The sequence below is a fragment of the Brevundimonas sp. NPDC090276 genome, from assembly GCF_044772165.1.
Taxonomy (GTDB): Bacteria; Pseudomonadota; Alphaproteobacteria; order Caulobacterales; family Caulobacteraceae; genus Brevundimonas.
The window spans coordinates 1129482-1145390 of record NZ_JBIVYK010000001.1; the positions used below are offsets into that span (position 1 = coordinate 1129482).

At 65.4% G+C, this 15909-nt stretch carries 14 protein-coding genes and 1 tRNA gene; 12 read left to right on the top strand and 3 right to left on the bottom strand.

From position 1 onward, the window contains the following. Positions 1–283 precede the first annotated feature (283 nt). From ACIQTU_RS05535 to ACIQTU_RS05545, 3 genes are read left to right on the top strand one after another with little or no spacing between them, the layout of a single operon-like run. Positions 284–1132 (top strand): hypothetical protein, encoded by an 849-nt coding sequence (locus tag ACIQTU_RS05535; RefSeq protein ID WP_400543480.1) that lies wholly within the window; start codon positions 284–286, stop codon positions 1130–1132. 8 nt (positions 1133–1140) lie between these two features. Further along, on the top strand, positions 1141–3687 hold the full coding sequence (locus ACIQTU_RS05540; RefSeq protein ID WP_400543483.1) for a hypothetical protein: 2547 nt from the start codon (positions 1141–1143) through the stop codon (positions 3685–3687). 17 nt (positions 3688–3704) lie between these two features. Further along, positions 3705–4613, top strand: a complete 909-nt coding sequence (locus ACIQTU_RS05545; RefSeq protein ID WP_400543486.1) for a hypothetical protein — start codon at positions 3705–3707, stop codon at positions 4611–4613. 88 nt (positions 4614–4701) lie between these two features. Here the strand turns inward: ACIQTU_RS05545 and ACIQTU_RS05550 are convergent, their stop codons facing one another. Both ACIQTU_RS05550 and ACIQTU_RS05555 read right to left on the bottom strand, forming a co-directional pair. Further along, positions 4702–5133 carry a hypothetical protein gene (locus tag ACIQTU_RS05550; protein WP_400543489.1) on the bottom strand — a complete coding sequence of 144 codons (432 nt, stop codon included), beginning with the start codon at positions 5131–5133 and terminating at the stop codon, positions 4702–4704. Between the two features lie 224 nt (positions 5134–5357). Next, positions 5358–6701, bottom strand: a complete 1344-nt coding sequence (locus ACIQTU_RS05555; RefSeq protein WP_400543491.1) for an MFS transporter — start codon at positions 6699–6701, stop codon at positions 5358–5360. A gap of 211 nt (positions 6702–6912) precedes the next feature. On the opposite strand from ACIQTU_RS05555, the gene cyoA reads away from it, so the two are divergent. The 7 genes from cyoA to ACIQTU_RS05590 all read left to right on the top strand — a co-directional run bounded on the left by cyoA (position 6913) and on the right by ACIQTU_RS05590 (position 13812). Next, entirely contained in the window at positions 6913–8115 is a 1203-nt protein-coding gene (gene cyoA / locus ACIQTU_RS05560) for a ubiquinol oxidase subunit II (protein ID WP_400543494.1), read from the top strand. A gap of 13 nt (positions 8116–8128) precedes the next feature. Continuing rightward, positions 8129–10141 carry a cytochrome o ubiquinol oxidase subunit I gene (gene cyoB / locus ACIQTU_RS05565; RefSeq protein ID WP_400543497.1) on the top strand — a complete coding sequence of 671 codons (2013 nt, stop codon included), beginning with the start codon at positions 8129–8131 and terminating at the stop codon, positions 10139–10141. A gap of 4 nt (positions 10142–10145) precedes the next feature. After that, positions 10146–10790 (top strand): cytochrome o ubiquinol oxidase subunit III, encoded by a 645-nt coding sequence (cyoC, locus tag ACIQTU_RS05570; RefSeq protein WP_400543500.1) that lies wholly within the window; start codon positions 10146–10148, stop codon positions 10788–10790. Next, positions 10787–11173, top strand: coding sequence for a cytochrome o ubiquinol oxidase subunit IV (gene cyoD / locus ACIQTU_RS05575; protein WP_400543503.1), 387 nt, complete (start codon positions 10787–10789; stop codon positions 11171–11173). Before cyoC ends, cyoD begins: the two co-directional genes overlap by 4 nt. 70 nt (positions 11174–11243) lie before the next feature. Continuing rightward, the gene (locus ACIQTU_RS05580) at positions 11244–11951 is read left to right on the top strand and encodes an SURF1 family protein (RefSeq protein ID WP_400543506.1); all 708 of its coding nucleotides are present in this window, start codon (positions 11244–11246) and stop codon (positions 11949–11951) included. After that, a complete protein-coding gene (locus ACIQTU_RS05585) occupies positions 11948–13270 on the top strand; it encodes an ATP-binding protein (RefSeq protein WP_400543509.1) in 1323 nt (440 codons plus the stop codon). The genes ACIQTU_RS05580 and ACIQTU_RS05585 overlap by 4 nt, the downstream gene beginning before the upstream one ends. Positions 13271–13275: 5 nt before the next feature. Next, positions 13276–13812 (top strand): response regulator transcription factor, encoded by a 537-nt coding sequence (locus ACIQTU_RS05590; protein WP_400543790.1) that lies wholly within the window; start codon positions 13276–13278, stop codon positions 13810–13812. 60 nt (positions 13813–13872) lie between these two features. On the opposite strand, the gene ACIQTU_RS05595 is transcribed toward ACIQTU_RS05590, so the two are convergent. Next, positions 13873–13948 (bottom strand) — tRNA-Lys (locus tag ACIQTU_RS05595). Positions 13949–14142: 194 nt separating this feature from the next. Here ACIQTU_RS05595 and ACIQTU_RS05600 point away from each other — a divergent pair. Then, the gene (locus tag ACIQTU_RS05600) at positions 14143–15552 is read left to right on the top strand and encodes an amino acid permease (RefSeq protein ID WP_400543512.1); all 1410 of its coding nucleotides are present in this window, start codon (positions 14143–14145) and stop codon (positions 15550–15552) included. Further along, a complete protein-coding gene (locus tag ACIQTU_RS05605) occupies positions 15552–15905 on the top strand; it encodes an Hpt domain-containing protein (protein ID WP_400543515.1) in 354 nt (117 codons plus the stop codon). The genes ACIQTU_RS05600 and ACIQTU_RS05605 overlap by 1 nt, the downstream gene beginning before the upstream one ends. The last annotated feature ends 4 nt before the right edge of the window (positions 15906–15909 follow it).

A 15909-nucleotide genomic window follows, 5' to 3' on the forward strand; every position in this document is an offset into this window, starting at 1 on the left:
TGAACGTCAACATCCCGGTCCCCTCCAAGTCGCTGCTCGCCGGCAGCTACCAGGGCGACCTGACCGTCAACATCGCCGCCTTCTAAGCGACTGACGTTCAGAACGGATCGCGCGCGGGGCGGCTGAAGCCGGCCCGCGCGTTTTCCTTTCGGTGATCATTGGTCTTTAGGCTTAACTTCAGCGCTCGCCTGCGGCGCGAATTTTGCGAGACATGACCTTGTCGCCCCTGAGGCGGCCAGGAACGGGACACCGCCGAGACGGCGGCTTTGGGGAAGTATCTGTGATGGTGCGACGGAGTGTGCGTTTCTCGCGGATGACGCGGGTTTGCAGCGGTCTGGCGGCGTTGGTTGCGGGGCTTCTGGTTATCACGGCCGCCTGGGCGATGCGTGTCTCGCCAATGGTGTCCGAACTGACCACCTCGGGCGCCGGATCGGCGGCCCGCATCGAGGTCGGAAACGTCGGCACGGCCGCCCTGCCGTTCGAGACGCGCATCACGCGCATGGATATCGACGCTGACGGCAACATCGTCGAGACGCCGGCGGACGAGGACTTCCTGGTCTTCCCGCCGCAAGGTCTGGTGCCGGTCAGCGGCCGTCAGGTGGTTCGCGTCCAGTGGATCGGCGAGCCGAACATCGACGTTTCGCGCGCCTACTATCTGTGGGTGAAGCAATTGCCCGTGGCGACCGACCCGACCGTGACCGAAAGCGGCGGCGCGGTCGCCGTGCAGGTTCTCTACACCATGAAGGCGCTGATCGTGGTGGCGCCGCCCGGGGCGGAGCCCAAGGTCGAGGTCGTTTCGGTCCGCCCGGCGATGGTGACGCCGCCCGCGCCTGAAATCGATCCTTCGCTGACGGGCGGGGCGCCTGTCGTCCAGCCGCCGGCCGAGCCCGGCGTAGAGGTGGTCGTAAGCAATAGCGGCAAGCGCTATGCCCTGATGAGCGGCGCGACCTGGGTGATCGAAGGCACGGACGTCTCGGGCCAGCCCTATCGTCGCGAACTGAACAGCGATGAAGTCTCCAAGACCGTCGGCGTCGGCTATCTGGCGCCCGGCGGCGGCCGCCGCACTTTCAAGGTGCCGACCGGCGTTGAACTGGACGCGACCAAGCCCGTGACCTTGCGGTTCGCGCGATGAGAATACGGGTGGGGGGAATCGCGGGGACGACATCCCGCATCGCTCTGGTCGCCGCCATGGCGGCCACGGCGAGCATGGCGCGTGCGGAAAGCGACGTGTCGCCAATGGCGCCTGGACGTCAGGATCTGCCAGGCGGTCAGGCGGTTGAGACGCCGGCTCAGCGGCCGAACATCAACCCCTATGACCGCGACATCGCCATGACGGTGCCGCTGAACTTCAACCGGCGTGTCCTGGGCGAAATGCCGGTCCTGTTGACGCGCGACGACCGCTTCATCGTTGAAAGCGAAGGCTTCAGGAAGCTGATTGACCCCTTGCTGACGCCGGAGGCCCAGGCCGAACTGGCGGGGCGGCTGGAAGGCGTCGAGTCGTTCGCGCCTGAAGAGATCAACACCACAGGCATCCGCCTGGAATACGATCCGGATCAGCTGGCGGTTCTGGTGCTACGGATCGACCCGACGAAACGGTCGATCGAGTCGCTCTTCCAGGGCGGTCGTCCTGACGAGCCCGGAGCCTCGCCTGAGGACATTTCAGCCTATCTGAACACCAACATGCTGGTGCAGCGCCGGCAATCCAACGGTGATGTGGGAACGCCGAGCGTCTATCTGAACGGCGCGATCCGCTTCAAGAATCTGGTCTTCGAGAGCGATGTTCAGGGACGCGAAGACCTGTTCACCGGCGACTATGAAGTCAGCCGCCGCTATGCGCGTTTCGTCTATGACGAGCCCGAAGCCTTCCGTCGCTGGTACCTGGGCGACATGGACCCCGAAACGCGCGGCCGCCAAGGCTATGTCCAGATGGGCGGCGTCGGCGTGGCGCGTCAGCGCCAGCGGTTCGAGACTTTCCGCAACAACGTCCTGGCCGGCGGACGCCAGCTGGTTCTTCAGGAAGCCTCGACGGTGCGGGTGCTGCGAAACGGCGTCTTCGTGCGGGAGTTTCGTCTTGATCCCGGCCAGTACGACCTAACCAACCTGCCGCTGGAGATCGGCTCGAACGACGTCCAGCTGGAGGTCCAGAACGAGTCGGGCCGGACCGAGACGATCGCCTACAGCGCCTATCTGGACGCCATCGATCTGGAACCCGGCGATTATGAGTACGGGGCCTATCTGGGGGTGACGAACACCGGTCTGTTCGGCTCGCCGGAATACAACGACGGCGAACTGGCCTTCACCGGCTACTGGCGCAAGGCCTTTGAGAACCGGCCGGCCCTCGGCATCGGCCTGCAGGCGTCTGAGCAGGTTCAGAACCTGACCGGCCAGACCCAGGTCATTCTGAAGAACGGCGCGCGCGCGCGTCTGGACGTGTCCGCCAGCAACAGCGACAACGGCGGCGGTTACGCCTATGCGCTGAGCTATGATCTGGCGGTTGATCGGGGCGACACCTACGACAGCTGGACCCTGGTCGCCGACTATACCTCCGAGGACTACGCCACACTCGGCAACGGCTCGGGGCAGAATCCCATCTCGTGGATCTTCACCGGCGCCTATTCGCACCGCTTTTCAACCGACTGGCTGGCCAACGCCACGGCGTCCTACCGGATGAGCCGCAGCGCCTTCCTGGATGATTCCTATACCCTGGGCGCGACGACCACCTATCGCGTGACGCCGGCCTGGGGGCTTCAGTTCGGGGCTGAGTATACCGACTATGGTTCCAGCTTCGGCGCCGGTCGCGACGGCTTCGGCTTCACCATCGCCCTGATCTGGTCGCCGCGGTACGATCGTCGCGGCGAGGCGCGCTATAATTCGGCACGTAACACGGCCAGCATGCGCTTCCAGCAATCCAGCGAGAACCGCGTCGGATCCCTGGGCTATTCGCTGCAGTCCAACTACGACGACGGACCCGGCTCGGTTTCCGGGCAGGTCGACTATGTTGGCAACCGTTTCGACGCAAGTCTCTCGCACACCGCCTTCGGTCAGTCGTTCAGCAACATCACCGACGAGCAGATCACCACCCTGCGGCTGGGCAGTTCGATCGCCACGACGGGCGGCAAGGTCGCGATCGGCCGCAACATCTACGACAGCTTCGCCATCGTCTATCCGCACGAAACCCTCGGCGACCATTCGGTCATCGTCGGCGAGTCGTTCCAGCGCGGGAACTATACCTCGCGTAGCGGGGCGCTGGGACCGGCGGTGTCGAACACCCTGACGTCCTACGTGAACCAGTCGGTGCGCTATGACGTGCTGGACGCGCCTCTCGGCTATGACATCGGCGACGGCATCCTGCGGGTGCGCCCGACCTACAAGAGCGGCTACGCCATTCAGGTCGGCAGCGACGCCTTCGTGTCTGCGCTGGGGCGCGTGGTGGGCAACGGCGGGCGTCCCGCCGCCCTGTTGTCGGGCCGGGTGCGTCCGGTCGACGAGCCGAACGCCGAACCGGAACTGTTCTTCACCAATTCGGTTGGTCGTTTCGCCGTCCAGAAGCTGAAGCCCGGCAAGACCTATCGCGTTGATCTGTTCACCAGCCCGTCTGCTGGTTTCGAGTTCACCGTCCCGGCGGACAACGAGGGTCTGCTGGATATGCAGACTGTCACCCTGCCGATCGATGTGCCGGAAGAATGACTGGAAGGAAGATGCCCATGATTTCCCGATCCGTCCGTAATCCCCTGATCGCCGCGGCGGCGGTTCTGGGCGCTGTGGCGCTGGCCGGCCAGGCTTCGGCCCAGGCCAAATGCGACCTGACGCTCGACCCGGGCGCCGACCAGTGGATCATCCGCTACAATCCCCTGGAGGACGACGCGGCGGTACGCGACTTCGACCTGGCTCTGATCAATGCAGGCAAGACGCCGTGCAACGGGCGCTTCAACGTCTCGTTGCGCGGCGAGCCCTTCGGACTCGGTGCGCCGGGAACCTCGGTGCGGGTGCCCTACGCCATGCAGGACCAGCAGAGCGGCGCGGACATCACCCCGCGGTCCGGGACCAGCGGCATCGTGACCGGGGCGCAAATCCATGTCCCCAAAGAAGGGCGCGAGTTGGCGCGGATCCGCGTCGCCGTTCGCCCGCCGGCGAACCTGGGCTATGGTCGTTACACGCAGATCGCCTACATCGCCCTGCAGGCGGCCAATGGCGAGGTTCATGCCGAGCGGCCGGTGACCCTGGTGCTGGAAACGGCGCCGGCCACCATTATCGGCCTCAAGGGCGAGTTCACCCGACAGAACGGCATCCCGACCATTAGTCTGGGCGACCTCAGCCAGGGGACGCGCGCGCTCAATACTTCGGTCTATGTGCATAGCACTGCCGGATACCGTGTGTCCGTCACCTCGCAAAACCTGGGCAAGCTGCGCCAGGCGGGAACCAACTGGTCGATCGACTATGGTCTGCAAATGGGGGCGCGGCAGGTGAACCTGACTGCACCCTACAGCTTTGACGTGGTTTCGGCCCGGGCCCGCAACGACGACTATCCGTTGACCGTGCAGATCGGGGACACCTCGGGCAAGCGGGCAGGGGACTATAGCGACATCCTGACCTTCACCGTCGCCGCGATCTGATCGCGGCGGCGGACCCGTCGCTCCGCAATGCGAAAACGCCCCGCAGAATGATCTGCGGGGCGTTATTTTGTTGGACGTTTGGTCCGGTTCAGATTGGCTGGATCGTCAGAGCCAGGATCAGGGGCTCATCCAGTTGAACGTCGTCGAAACGATAATCGACCGTGCGGATGGTGGCCATGTTGGAGCGACGCAGTTCCAGCATGCCTTCCTTGGCCAGACTCAGCGACCGGTCGCCGTAGATGATCTTGGCCTTCTCCGTACCGCCCAGGGGACGGTACTGGGCCGAAACCGTGAAGCCGCCTGGGCTGTTGCAGGCCTCGACGACAGAGCCCGTGCGGCCCGTCTCTGCCATGACCGTACCGCTGGGGCGCACCCAGCAGGACACCGGTACAGTGGCTTTCAGGCGGTAGGAATAACCCGCCGTCGGTCCTGCCGATGCGATCTGCGGCGCCAGAAGAGCGGTCAGACCAGCGGCGACTGCAAGAAAACTACGGCGTTTTGCCGGGAACAGCTTGGTCATGACGTCCTCATCACCCTTGGTTTCAATGGGACGATACTTGGCGGCTCTTAACTTCACGCGATCAGACAGGCTTAGCGGGCGCTTAAGCGCCATCGTAAACCGTCGCTAACCTTGTTGACCGAGGAGCGCCTGGCACGGCGATGGTCGGGGGCTGGAACGCATGAAAAAGGGGGCGCGATCCGGATCGCGCCCCCGATAAGATGGGTTAGCCTGAACGGGTGGCGTCAGGTCTTGGCTCCAGCCCGGCCGCGGCCCAATTCGCGGTTCAACCACAGGGCCAGCAGGGTGCAGATGGCGCCCGACAGCAGGTAGCCGCCGCCCGCCACCAGGCCGAACTTGCCCGACAGGGCCAGAGCGGCCAGCGGCGCGAAGCCTGCGCCGAACAGCCAGGCCAGGTCCGAGGTCAGGGCCGAGGCGGTGTAGCGATTGCCTAAGCTGAAGCTGGAGGCGATCGAGCCCGAGGCCTGACCGAAGGACAGGCCCAGCAGGATGAAGCCCAGGATCATGTAGGCCAGTTCGCCGACCGGACCGCCGTCCAGCATCTGCGGCGCGAAGCCCGAAAAGACGGCGATGCCGGCGGCGGTCACGGCCAGCAGGGCGCGACGGCCGTAGCGGTCGGCCAGCCAGCCCGAGGCCAGGATGGCGGCCAGGCCGAAGACGGCGCCGACCAGCTCGATCATCAGGAAGCGGCTGGGCGCTTCTTCAGTGTAGAGGAAGACCCAGGACAGCGGGAAGACCGTCACCATGTGGAACATGGCGAAGCTGGCCAGGGGGGCGAAGGCGCCGATGATGATGTCGCCGCCTTCCTCACGCACGGCCTTGGTGACCGGGGCGGGGTGCAGCTCCAGCGTCTCGAACGCGGCCTGGAAGGCGGGCGTCACCACGATGCGCAGGCGGGCGAACAGCGCCACCACGTTGATGGCGAAAGCCACGAAGAAGGGATAGCGCCAGCCCCAGTCGAGGAAGTCGGCGGCCGACAGCTTGCTGAGGAAGTAGGCGAACAGGGCGCTGGCCACGATCAGGCCGAAGGGGGCGCCCAGTTGCGGCACCATGGCGTACCAGCCGCGACGGTTCTCAGGCGCGCTGACGGCCAGCAGGGAGGCCATGCCGTCCCAGGCGCCGCCCAGGGCCACGCCCTGACCGATGCGCAGCACGATGAGCATGACTGCCGCCCAGTGACCCGCCTGGGCGTAGCTGGGCAGGAAGCCCAGGCAGACCGTGGACAAGCCCAGCAGGAATAGGGCGATGGTCAGCTTGGTTCCGCGCCCGAAGCGCCGGTCGATCTCGATGAACAGGGCCGTGCCGAAGGGGCGGGCCAGGAAGGCCACGGCGAAGACGGCAAAGGACAGCAAGGTCCCGCCGAGCGGTCCCGCATAGGGGAAGACCAACTGCGGGAAGACCACGACCGAGGCGATCGCATAGACGAAGAAGTCGAAGAATTCCGACGTGCGACCGATGATCACGCCGATCGCAATTTCTCCGGCGTCGATTTTGCCGTGTCGCGCGTTGATCTGGCTGGCGTCCCGCTCGAGGGACTCTGAAGAAGGCGCGCCGCTGGTGGCGTTCATGACCGATGACGTTCCCTGGACCCGAGCGCGACACGCGCGCCGACATGGTAAGAATGGCGAAAGTCGTCATTTGCTCCCGATCATCTGCGCGGGGGATAGGACGGATTGTCCAATGTCCCCCCTTGGCGGGCGGCGGTACGGGCGGCGCACAATGACCGTGCCAGAGCCCTCTTCCCGGACAGGAACCGCCGTGCGCCGCCTGCGACCCCTATTGCTGTTGCCCCTCCTGGCCTTGATGTCAGGCTGTAAAGCCGTGGTGCTGTCGCCCGCCGGGGATATCGCCGCCCAGCAGCGTGACCTGCTGGTCTGGTCGGTGGCGCTGATGCTCATCATCGTCATTCCGGTGATGGCGATGATCGTGTTTTTCGCCTGGAAGTACCGGGAATCGAACAAGGAAAACCGTTACGAGCCGGACTGGGATCACTCGACCCATCTGGAGCTGGTGATCTGGACAGCGCCGCTGCTGATCATCATCTGCCTGGGCGCCATCACCTGGTCGGGCACCCACCTGCTGGACCCTTACCGGTCGCTGGATCGGGTCAATAAGGATCAGGCCGTCGCCGCCGGGGTCGAGCCGCTTCAGGTCAACGTGGTCGCCATGGACTGGAAGTGGCTGTTCATCTACCCCGAGTACGGCATCGCCACGGTCAATGAGCTGGCTGCGCCGGTCGACCGGCCGATCCGTTTCCACATCACCTCGACCGGGGTGATGAACTCCTTCTACATCCCCGCCCTGGCCGGTCAGATCTACGCCATGCCGGGCATGGAGACGAAGCTGCACGCCGTCATCAATCGTCCGGGCGAGTACGTCGGCTTCTCGGCCAACTATTCCGGCGACGGCTTCTCCCACATGCGTTTCGCCTTCCACGGTCTGGACGACGCCGGCTTTGATCAATGGGTCGCGGGCGTCCGCGCCGACAGCAAGAGCCTGGACCGCGAGACCTATCTGGAGCTGGAGAAGCCCAGCGAAAAGGTGCCGGTCATCCACTACGCCTCGGTCGACGAAGGCCTATTCGACGCCGTGCTGAACATGTGCGTCGAGCCGGGCAAGATGTGCATGGGCGAGATGATGGCCATCGACAGGAAGGGCGGCCTGGGCCTGACCGCCGTCCACGCCACCTGGCCGCTGGTCCACGACAAGTACGCCCGTCGCGGCGAGGCGGTTCTGGGTTCGGGTGACTCCTATGTCATGGCCGTCTGCACGCCGCTGGAGGCCGAGAAGGCCGCCATCGACGCCGCCCGCCGCCGTCAGGAGCTGGCCGCCGAGATGATCCGGTCGGCGCCGACCGCCCGCGTCATGGGCGCCGGCCTCGCGCGTCCGGGGCAGCAGACCGAACTGGCCCAGTCCGCCCCGTCTCTCGTCTCCGTTTTCACCGCGCCGACCGCCGCCGACGCGTCCGCGTCGCAATCCTGAGCGCCTGACCGACATGTCTATTGATCAAATCGCATCCATGATCTTCGGAAGGCTGGACTGGAACGCCCTGCCGTTCCACGAGCCCATCCTGGTCGCCACCTTCACCGTCGTCGTGCTCGGCGGTCTGGCGACCCTGGCCCTGATCACCCGCTTCAAGCTGTGGGGCTATCTTTGGACCGAGTGGTTCACCACGGTCGACCACAAGAAGATCGGCATCATGTACATGATCCTCGGGATCGTGATGCTGCTGCGCGGCTTCGCCGACGCCGTCATGATGCGCCTGCAACAGGTCATGGCCTTCGGCGGATCCGAGGGCTACCTCAACGCTCACCACTACGACCAGATCTTCACCGCCCACGGCGTGATCATGATCTTCTTCGTGGCCATGCCGCTGATCACCGGCCTGATGAACTATCTGGTGCCGTTGCAGATCGGGGCGAGGGACGTCTCCTTCCCCTTCCTGAACAATTTCAGCTTCTGGATGACGACGGCGGGTGCGGTGCTGGTCATGGCCTCGCTGTTCATCGGCGAGTTCGCGCGCACCGGGTGGCTGGCCTATCCGCCGCTGTCGGGCATCGGCTACAGTCCGGGCGTCGGGGTCGACTATTACATCTGGGCCCTGCAGATCGCGGGGGTAGGGACCACCCTGTCCGGCATCAACCTGATCGCGACCATCGTGAAGATGCGCGCGCCGGGCATGGGCCTGATGAAGATGCCGGTCTTCACCTGGACCTCGCTGTGCGCCAACATCCTGATCGTGGCCTCCTTCCCGGTGCTGACCGCGGTTCTGGCCCTGCTGACGGCTGACCGCTACATCGGCACCAACTTCTTCACGAACGACTTCGGCGGCAACCCGATGATGTACGTGAACCTGATCTGGATCTGGGGCCACCCCGAGGTCTACATCCTGGTGCTGCCGCTGTTCGGCGTCTTCTCGGAAGTCACCTCGACCTTCTCGGGCAAGAAGCTCTTCGGCTACACATCCATGGTCTATGCGACGGTGGTCATCACCATCCTGTCCTACCTGGTGTGGCTGCACCACTTCTTCACCATGGGCTCGGGCGCATCCGTGAACTCCTTCTTCGGGATCACGACGATGATCATCTCGATCCCGACAGGGGCCAAGCTGTTCAACTGGCTGTTCACGATGTACCGCGGCCGCATCCGCTTCGAGCTGCCGATGATGTGGACGGTCGCCTTCATGCTGACCTTCGTGGTCGGCGGCATGACAGGCGTCATGCTGGCGGTGCCGCCGGCGGACTTCGTCCTGCACAACTCGCTGTTCCTGATCGCCCACTTCCACAACGTCATCATCGCCGGCGTCCTGTTCGGCCTGTTCGCGGCCATCAACTTCTGGTGGCCCAAGGCCTTCGGCTTCAAGCTGGACAAGAAGTGGGGTCTGGTCAGCTTCTGGTGCTGGGTGGTCGGCTTCTGGGTCGCCTTCGCCCCGCTCTATGTCCTGGGCTTCATGGGCGTGACGCGGCGGATGCGGGTCTTCGACGATCCGTCCTACCAGATCTGGTTCGCCATCGCGGCGGTCGGCGTCGGCATCATCGCCATCGGCATCCTGGCCATGCTGATCCAGTTCGCCGTCTCGATCATCAACCGCGACAAGCTGCGCGACGAGACGGGCGACCCCTGGCACGGCCGCACCCTGGAGTGGTCCACGTCGTCGCCGCCGCCGGACTACAACTTCGCCAAGACGCCGATCATCCACGACTCGGACGCCTGGTGGGACATGAAGGCGCGCGGCTACGAGCGGCCGACCGGCGGCTATCAGCCCATCCACATGCCCGCCAACACGGGCGCGGGGGTGATCCTGGCCGGCCTGTCGACGGTCGTCGGCTTCGCCCTGATCTGGTACATGTGGTGGCTGGCGGCCCTCGGCTTCTTCGCCCTGATCGCCTACGCCATCTTCCACACCTTCAACTACAAGCGCGACTACTACATCCCGGCCGAGACGGTGCAGGCGACCGAGGACGCGCACGCCAGGGCCCTGGCGGCCGCAGCGGCTTCGCAGGGGTGATCCGATGAGCCACGCTTCTTCCCTGAACCCCGACTACGTCGACGAGGCCGGGCGGCCGATCTACCACCCGGTCGAGGAGCCTCATCACCCGGAAGGCCACAGCACCATGCTGGGCTTCTGGATGTATCTGATGAGCGACTGCCTCATCTTCGCGATGCTGTTCGCCGTCTATGCGGTGATCGGCGGCAACTACGCCGCCGGTCCGGCGCCCAAGGATCTGTTCGACCTGCCGCTGGTGGCGCTGAACACCTCGATGCTGCTGCTGTCGTCGATCACCTACGGCTTCGCCATGCTGGCCATGGTCAAGAACCGCACGGCGCAGATGCAGACCTGGCTGGCGGTCACCGGCCTGTTCGGCCTCTGCTTCCTGGGGATCGAACTCTATGAGTTCGCCCACATGATCCACCTGGGCGCCACGCCCCAGCGCAGCGGCTTCCTGTCGGCCTTCTTCTTCCTGGTCGGCACCCACGGCCTGCACGTCACCTTCGGCTGCATCTGGCTGGTCACGCTGATGGTCCAGGTCTGGCGCAAGGGCCTGATCCCGGCCAACAAGCGCCGGTTGATGTGCCTCAGCCTGTTCTGGCACTTCCTGGACGTCATCTGGATCGGCGTCTTCACCTTCGTCTATCTGTTCGGGATGCTGCGATGAGCGTCGATACTCACAACGAACACGCCGTGACCCACGACGATCACCACCACGGCGACGATCACGACCACGGCTCGTTCAAGAGCTACATGATCGGCTTCCTGCTGTCGGTCGTGCTGACGGCGGTCCCGTTCTGGCTGGTCATGACCGAGGCCCTGGCGCCTCAGACGACCGGTCTGGTCATCACGGCCTTCGCCGTGGTGCAGATCATCGTGCACATGATCTTCTTCCTGCACATGAACCATAAGTCCGAGGGCGGGTGGAACATGCTGGCGCTGATCTTCACCATCGTCATCGTGGTGATCGCCGTCGCGGGCTCGGTCTGGGTGATGTACCATCTGAACGTCAACATGATGCCCACCCACGACATGCAGACCATGGGCTGAGCCTGATCGGGCGAGGCAGGGGAGAAGCGCCATAGAGCCGTCGTCGCGACCTGTCCGGCCGCCGCGCAGCATGACCGTCCTGATCCTGGGCGCGGTTGTGTTCGCCCTGCTGTTCGCGGGCTTCTCGGCTCTGGGCGTCTGGCAGGTGCAGCGGCTGGTCTGGAAGCAGGACCTGATCCGTCAGGTCGACGCCCGCATCCACGCCGCCCCCGTCGCCGCCCCGCCGCCGGAGCAGACCATTACGCGTCAGGCTGATCAGTATCGTCGGGTCGTCGTCAGCGGCCGCTTCGATCATCAGCACGAGGCTCTGATCAAGGCGGTGACCGACCTGGGCCCGGGCTATTGGGTCATGACGCCGCTGGTCACGGATCGCGGCTTCACCGTTCTGATCAACCGGGGCTTCGTCCCGCCTGAGCGCCAGAAGCCGGCGGATCGCGCCGAGGGTCAGGCGGAAGGGCAGGCGACTGTCGTTGGCCTGCTGCGTCTGAGCGAGCCGGACGGCGGCTTCCTGCGCGCCAATGACCCGGCGGGGGATCGCTGGTTCTCGCGCGATGTGACGGCGATCGCGAAGGCGAGGGGGCTGGCCGGGCCGGTCGCGTCCTACTTCATTGACGCCGACGCCACGCCCAATCCCGGCGGCTGGCCGCGCGGGGGCCTGACCGTGGTGCGTTTCGCCAACAGCCACCTGATCTACGCCCTGACCTGGTTCGGACTGGCCTTGATGTCGGCGGCAGGCTTCGTCTTCTTCCTGCGTGAGGAAAGGAAGCGCAGACGATGAGCGCGATCGGGTTCGCGCGCAGCCTGCTGGGTCTGGACGACCGCGCCGAGGCGCCGGTGTCGCCGGGCGCGGCCGGGCGGCGCAACATGCTGCTGTTGATCCAACTGCGCTGGCTGGCGGTGATCGGTCAGGTGGTGACCATCGCCGTGGTCCACTGGGGGCTGAAGATCCCCCTGCCGCTGGGGATGCTGTTGCTGGCCCCGACCGGGCTGGCGATGATCAATCTGGCCAGCGCCCCGGTCACCCTGCGTCGTCAGAGCGTGGCCGATCCCGAGTTGCTGCTGGCCCTGTTCGCCGACGTCGCCGCCCTGACCTGGCTGCTGTTCTTCAGCGGCGGGACGGGCAACCCCTTCGCCGCCCTCTATCTGATGCAGATCGTGCTGGCGGCGGTGCTGCTGCGGCCGCCCTATGCCTGGGGCTTCGTGCTGGTGACCAGCGCCTGCCTGGCCTTGCTGGCCGTCTGGCACCAGCCGCTGCTGCTGCCGCCCGACACCGACGCCCACATGGGACTGATCCAGGCGGGAGCCCTGGTCAACTTCATCCTGATCGCGGTGCTGCTGGTCGCCTTCGTGACGCGGATCACCCAGAACGTGCGGGCGCGCGACGCCTATCTGGCCGACGCCCGGCAGCAGGCGGCGGAACAGGATCACATCGTCCGCATGGGCCTGCTCGCCTCGGGGGCGGCGCATGAGCTGGGCACGCCGCTGGCCTCGCTGTCCGTCATTCTCAGCGACTGGAAGCGGATGCCTGACCTTCAGACCAACGCCGACCTGATGTCCGACATCGCCGACATGCAGGCCGAGGTCGAGCGCTGCAAAACCATCGTCACCGGCATTCTGATGTCGGCGGGCGAGGCGCGGGGCGAAGCGCCGACCATCACCACCCTGGGGGGCTTCCTGTCTGAGATCGTCGCCGAGTGGCGCGAGAAAGCCAACGACGCCATGGCCGTGGTCCTGCGCAGCCCGACGCCGCGCGATCCGCGCATCATCGCCGACCCGGCCCTGAAGCAGGTCTTCAGCGCCCTGCTGGACAACGCCCAGGAGGCCGGAGCCGAGCGGATGGTGATCACGGCGGCGCTGGACGACGATCTGCTGTCGGTCGAGTTCAACGACGATGGCCCGGGCTTCGCCGCCGATATTCTGGAGCGGCTGGGCCAGCCCTATCAGTCGACCAAGGGCCGGGCAGGGGCGGGACTGGGCCTCTTCCTGCTGGTCAATGTGATGCGCAAGCTGGGCGGCGGCGTGGTCGCCACCAATCGACGCGACGGCGGCGCCAGCGTCCGCCTGACCCTGCCTTTGGAGGCCTTGGCGCCTAAATGACCGATATGACCGACGCCCCGCGCCAACTACTGATCGTCGAGGACGACGAAGCCTTCGCCAAGACCCTGCGCAAGTCGTTCGAACGGCGCGGCTATGAGGTGGTGTCGGCGCGCAGCCACGAGCAACTGGTTGAGCTGCTGGCCATCCATCACCCGCAATACGCCGTGGTGGACCTGAAGCTGGGGGCGGCGTCGGGCCTGACCTGCGTCCAGACCTTGCACGCCTTCGATCCTGAGCTGGACATCGTGGTCCTGACTGGTTTCGCCAGCATCGCCACGGCGGTGGAGGCGATCAAGCTGGGGGCGCGCCACTATCTGGCCAAGCCTGCCGGCACCGACGAGATCGAAGCCGCCTTCTCCCGTCAGGAAGGTGATCCCGACGCGGTCCTCAGCGCCCGGCCGACCTCGATCAAGACGCTGGAGTGGGAACGCATCCACGAGGTTCTGGCCGAGACCAATTTCAATATCTCGGAGACCGCGCGCCGTCTGGGGATGCATCGCCGCACGCTGGCGAGAAAGCTGGAGAAGCGTCAGGTCACCTGAGGACGCAAATCATGATCGCCCCCGAAGGGCTGAGTATCTTTGGTCTGTGGAGAGAGACGATGGTGGGTGATCACAGGTTCGAACTGTGGACCCGCTGATTAAGAGTCAGCTGCTCTACCAACTGAGCTAATCACCCGTACCGTCGTCTGCGCCCTTGGTGTGGCGCCGGTTCTTCGTAACGGCCCACTGGGTCGCCGGAAGGGCCGTCCTATTACTCAGGATGCCGGTGGGGCGCAAGGGCTGAATTGCGGCATTTCTAAAAGTTTCGAGCGCGCGCTAATGTCGCGCCCGGAATCAGCCGCCGACAGACGCGGCAGTGAGGAAATGAAGATGGCGTTCTGGAACCGTCGACGCTCGATCGATGCGATGTTGGTCCCGCATGAAGGGCCGGCCCTGAAGAAGACCCTGAGTTGGCCGCACCTGATGGCTTTGGGCGTGGGGGCGATCGTGGGCACCGGCATTCTGACCCTGATTGGGGTCGGAGCGGGGCTGGCGGGTCCGGCGGTGCTGATCAGCTTCGCCCTGGCGGGCCTGGTCTGCGCCTGCGCGGCCCTGGCCTATGCCGAGCTATCGACCATCATGCCCGCCTCAGGCAGCGCCTATACCTATTCCTATGCCTCGCTGGGCGAGATCTTCGCCTGGGTCGTGGGGTGGAGCCTGATCCTGGAATATTCGCTGGTCGTTTCGGCGGTGGCTGTCGGCTGGTCCGGGTACGCCATTCCCTTCCTGGCCGGGCTGGGCATCGACCTGCCGCTGGCGCTGACGGTCGGTCCACACGTAGAGGGCGGCCTGATCAACCTGCCCGCCGTCTTCATCATTGCCGTCGTCACTGGCCTGCTGCTGATGGGCACCAAGGAAAGCGCCACGCTGAACGCCCTGCTGGTGCTGGTGAAGATCGCAGCCCTGGTGGCCTTTGTCGCCATCGCCCTGCCGCACTTCGACACGGCCAACTTCACCCCCTTCATGCCGCACGGTTTCGGCGCGCCCTTCGTCCAGACGGGTGTCATGGCGGCGGCGGCCATCATCTTCTTCGCCTTCTACGGTTTCGACGCCATCGCCACGGCGGCCGAAGAGACCAAGAAGCCCGAGCGCGATCTGGCCATTGGCATCATCGGCTCGATGGTGGTCTGCACCGTCCTCTATATCGTCGTCGCCGCCGCTGCGATCGGCGCGGCGCCCGTGGATTCCTTCTCGAACAGCCCCGAGCCCCTGTCCCTGATCATGCGCGGTCTGGGCCAGGGCGTCGCGGCCCAGTGGATCGCCGCCGCAGCCGTCATCGCGCTGCCGACTGTGCTGCTGGCCTTCCTGTTCGGCCAAAGCCGCATCTTCCTGGGCATGGCCCGCGACGGCCTGCTGCCCAATCGTCTGGCCAAGATCTCGACGCGCGGCGTGCCGGTCGTGGTGACCGTCTTCACCGCCGTCGTCGTCGCAATCCTGGCCGGCATCATGCGTCTGGACGAACTGGCCTCGCTGGCGAACGCCGGCACCCTGATGGCCTTCATGGCCGTGGGCGTCAGCCTGATCGTGCTGCGCGTGCGTGAACCGAACCGCGAGCGCAAGTTCAAAGCGCCGCTGTGGTGGCTGGTCGGCGGCATCGCCATCGTTGGCTGCATCACCTTCTTCTTCAGCCTGAAGGCCTCGACCCAGCTCTACTTCCTGCTGTGGAACCTCGGCGGTCTGGCCATCTATCTGCTGTGGTCGTCGAAGAACGCCCGCCTGGCCAAGACGCCGGAAGTCTGATGGCGCGGCGCGATCTGACGGGGGCGGTGGATTTCACCGTCCTCGAGACCATGACGGGCGGCATGGACGACATCACCGAAGAGGTGCTGGGCCTGTTCGTTCAGCAGGCGGCCCTGTGGTCGCCACTGCTGGACGCCGCGTCCGAGGGCTGGCGCGATGCGGTCCACACCATTCGCGGAGCAAGCGCCGGCATCGGCGCGGGCGATCTGGCTGCGGTCTGCAACGAGGTAGAGCACGGCGAGCAGGCGCTGGCCGCGGCAGGGCTGGAGCGGGTCAGGACGGCGCTGGACGTCGCTCTGGGCGACATCGCCGCCTATCGCCATGAACTGATGCTGAGAAGCCTGAAGGGCTGAGGTT